Origin of the sequence: Methylobacterium sp. WL103 (assembly GCF_008039885.1) — a bacterium.
GTDB classification, from domain to species: Bacteria; Pseudomonadota; Alphaproteobacteria; order Rhizobiales; family Beijerinckiaceae; genus Methylobacterium; species Methylobacterium cerastii.
In genome coordinates, this window is record NZ_VRUX01000614.1 from 1 (window position 1) to 2,444 (window position 2,444).

Genomic DNA, 2,444 nt, shown 5'->3' on the forward strand with positions numbered 1-2,444 from the left:
TCGGATAACGAAGCTCGCTTCGATCGTAGCGGGTCCGGTTCTCAGTCGTCCACATCGGCAGCCTCCACACAGGCAGCCTTGAATCACAAACCCCTCACATCACTCAATATGTCGCCGGACAGACACTCAAGACCTAAGTGCTCGCCAAGACCATCGCCAACCGGACCTTCCCCTGCCTCGACGTGGATCTCGGCGACGCCGACCGCCCTCCGGCCCCGCCTTAGCGGGCGACTTTATGCGGAACGTCGCGTCGGGATCATTCGTTTGGCGTGTGAGTGCGCCGCTTTGGTGCGCCCAAGACGTCTAGGAATTGTCTATGAGCATCGGTACCGTGAAGTGGTTCAACGAGACCAAGGGTTACGGCTTCATCCAGCCGGATGACGGCGGCAAGGACGTGTTCGTCCACATCTCGGCCGTCGAGCGCGCCGGCATGCGCAACCTGATCGAGGGCCAGAAGCTCTCCTACGAGGAAGAGACCGACAAGCGCAGCGGCAAGCTGTCCGCCGGCAATCTGCAGTCGGCCTGAGGCGATGCCGTCTCCTTCGGGAGATGGTCAGATCACCTGAAAAGCCTGCTTTCGGCAGAGGAAGCGCCCCGACGGTACCGGACTTTAAGTGCGGTCGCCGGGGCGCATGAGGGTCGCCTCTTGGTTGGACACCTTCCACACCGGGAACGACCCCTCACGGACGAACATGGCGAACGCTTCGGTCGCTTCCGCGCTGCCCAGGGCACCCTCTCCGTCCACGGCGCGGCCGACGACGCAGGCCCCTTCGAGGACATCCGCGCAAGGCGCACGGCTCTCGATCGCGAAGACCACCCCTGATCGATCGGGTCTCAGTTCATCCGGGAGCGCGCCGATCTTGCGCCAGAGGCAGTACCATCGCACGCACACCTCGGGGCGATCCCGATAGATCCCGCACGCCGTGCCGGTGCTATGCCGACACAGGACGCCAGCGGGTTTAGACAGAACCTCGATCGCAAGAACTTGGCAGCAAGCCGTGCACTGTCCGCACGATCGGCCTGGCACGAGGGCACCTGCGTTCGGCTTGGTCGGAAGGCGCTTCGGGTTCAAATCGTTCCGGGCCGCGATGCGGTGCATGAATGGTCATCGATCGGATCGAGGATCACGTCAGCCAGCTTCTAGAGCATTTTCGAGCGCGGTGGATGCCGGCTGGCGTGAAGAAAATGCGACCACCCTGTAGGTTAGAGCTTCCTCCGTGATTCAGAGATCACGGAGGAAGCTCTCGCAAGCCATTCATTGCGACAGCGGTCCGACCAAAGCGACGCGGTGGACGAAGCCAACGACGGGCTCCACGGCGGCATGGGCGACAACATCCTCGTCGGCGGCCTCGGCAACACCATCCTGGTCGGCGGCGCGGGACATCGTGCTGGGCTTCAACCAGGGCGCGGGTGACCCTCTGAGCCTGGGCGGCCAGATCGATACGACGAGCACGGCGCAGAACGGGGATGCGCTTCCGACGCCTCCGGGCGGCGGCGGGTCCCGGGCTGTCGAAGTGAGCGAGCAGTGGCGGCGGCGTTTCGGCGGCTTTCCGCAGCGCGGCTCGGCTTGGTGCCGCCGCTTGCATCGTGGGGTCGCCGGCAGGCTTCGTGGTGCCGAGCGAGGTGACGCTGCGCAAAATCGGAAGGCTCCGGAGCGCGGGCGCCGGCATCGGTGCGAGAGCGCAGGCTTGAGCGGTGCTCGCCGCGCCGACGAGGACGGCGAGGATCCCGCTCGGCTCGACCCTGCGGGGGTCTCCGACGACGATGCCGGCAACGCGCGGGATCGCCGCCCGCGGAGCCCGGCGGGCGGCCTCTGCCGTTCATCGGCGCGGGTCGGCGGGGATCGCTCATCGGCCACCCTTCATCGCCCGCCCTTCATCGGCATCAGGCTCTTGGGGTCGACCTCCGGCATCTTCGGCATCTGGTCGAACGGCACGACCGCCATCACGTGGCCGTCCGGCATCCTGATCACGTTGAACGACTTGCCGGTGGCCTTGTCGGTCGCCATCGCGACCATGAGCTGCATCGGCTCGAACGGCGTCACAGCGAAGTCGTGGCCCCAGGCGCCGACGAGACTCGACAGCGACGCCGTGGCCACCCCCGTGCCGGCGAGGAGGGCGACGGCTGGTAGAATCGCGCGCATCATGATGGATCACTCCCGGTTCGATCGACGCGCTTTCGCGGGCCCGGGCCGTGCGGTTACCGAAACCGGATCGTGCCGCGCCGGCACCGTAACCGAGGGTGGACGGCGACCGAAGGATCGGCATGGGGATCAGGGGTTTCGAAGTGGGTTTTCGATGACATCGTCTCCGATGCGGCGCCCCTCGGAGGCGTATCCGGCCGGAACCCCGGCGCGATGAGCGCGCGGCGGGCTGCGTCCTCGCACGTCGCCGCAGGCGTCGTCGTCCGGCTCGGGCGCTGGGCCGTCGGCGCGTTGCGCACGG

4 protein-coding genes are annotated in these 2,444 nt (G+C 66.7%); 2 read left to right on the top strand and 2 right to left on the bottom strand.

The window, feature by feature from the left end:
- The first annotated feature begins 316 nt into the window (after nucleotides 1-316).
- Complete coding sequence (locus tag FV222_RS23200; protein ID WP_147753300.1) at nucleotides 317-526, top strand: cold-shock protein; 210 nt, start codon at nucleotides 317-319, stop codon at nucleotides 524-526.
- An 84-nt stretch (nucleotides 527-610) separates the two neighbouring features.
- Here FV222_RS23200 and FV222_RS31485 read toward each other — a convergent pair whose 3' ends face one another.
- On the bottom strand, nucleotides 611-817 hold the full coding sequence (locus FV222_RS31485) for a hypothetical protein (RefSeq protein WP_246685619.1): 207 nt from the start codon (nucleotides 815-817) through the stop codon (nucleotides 611-613).
- A 471-nt stretch (nucleotides 818-1,288) separates the two neighbouring features.
- On the opposite strand from FV222_RS31485, the gene FV222_RS31935 reads away from it, so the two are divergent.
- The gene (locus FV222_RS31935) at nucleotides 1,289-1,414 is read left to right on the top strand and encodes a hypothetical protein (RefSeq protein ID WP_281406755.1); all 126 of its coding nucleotides are present in this window, start codon (nucleotides 1,289-1,291) and stop codon (nucleotides 1,412-1,414) included.
- A gap of 447 nt (nucleotides 1,415-1,861) precedes the next feature.
- Here FV222_RS31935 and FV222_RS23210 read toward each other — a convergent pair whose 3' ends face one another.
- Nucleotides 1,862-2,146, bottom strand: coding sequence for a hypothetical protein (locus FV222_RS23210; RefSeq protein WP_147754598.1), 285 nt, complete (start codon nucleotides 2,144-2,146; stop codon nucleotides 1,862-1,864).
- Nucleotides 2,147-2,444: the final 298 nt, after the last annotated feature.